Origin of the sequence: Methylobacterium platani, assembly GCF_001653715.1 — a bacterium.
Lineage (GTDB): Bacteria > Pseudomonadota > Alphaproteobacteria > Rhizobiales > Beijerinckiaceae > Methylobacterium > Methylobacterium platani.
The window spans coordinates 11,443-11,817 of the sequence record NZ_LWHQ01000053.1 but is presented as its reverse complement, the minus strand read 5'-3'; the positions used below and the strand labels follow the sequence as shown (position 1 = coordinate 11,817).

The 375-nt window shown below is 73.1% G+C and carries 1 pseudogene; it reads left to right on the top strand.

Features of this window, described 5'->3' with window-relative positions:
* A pseudogene (locus A5481_RS34745) lies at window positions 1–276 on the top strand (ABC transporter ATP-binding protein); the annotation flags it as partial.
* Between the last annotated feature and the right edge of the window lie 99 nt (window positions 277–375).

Here is a 375-nt window from a genome sequence, read left to right as displayed (position 1 = left end):
CTCGACGTCTCGGTCCAGGCCGGGGTGCTGCGCCTCCTCGACGACCTGCGCCGGGAGGACGGCCTTGCCTTCCTGTTCGTGAGCCACGACCTCAACGTGGTGCGGATGATGTGCGAGCGCACCCTGGTGCTCCAGGGCGGGCGCGTGGTCGAGGAGGGCGCGAGCCGCGACCTCTTCCGGGCGCCGCGCACCGCCTACACGCGGGAATTGCTGGCGGCGATCCCGCATTTCCGGCCGGGCGCACCGCGGGGGCTGGCGGCGGAGCCGGCGGCGTGAGGCTTCCAACCACGATCGTGTGCGTCCCTCCTCTCCCCTCGGGCAGCAGCGCTGCCCGGAAAAAAGTGGCGCGGGGAAACCCCTCCCCCCTCTGCGGGG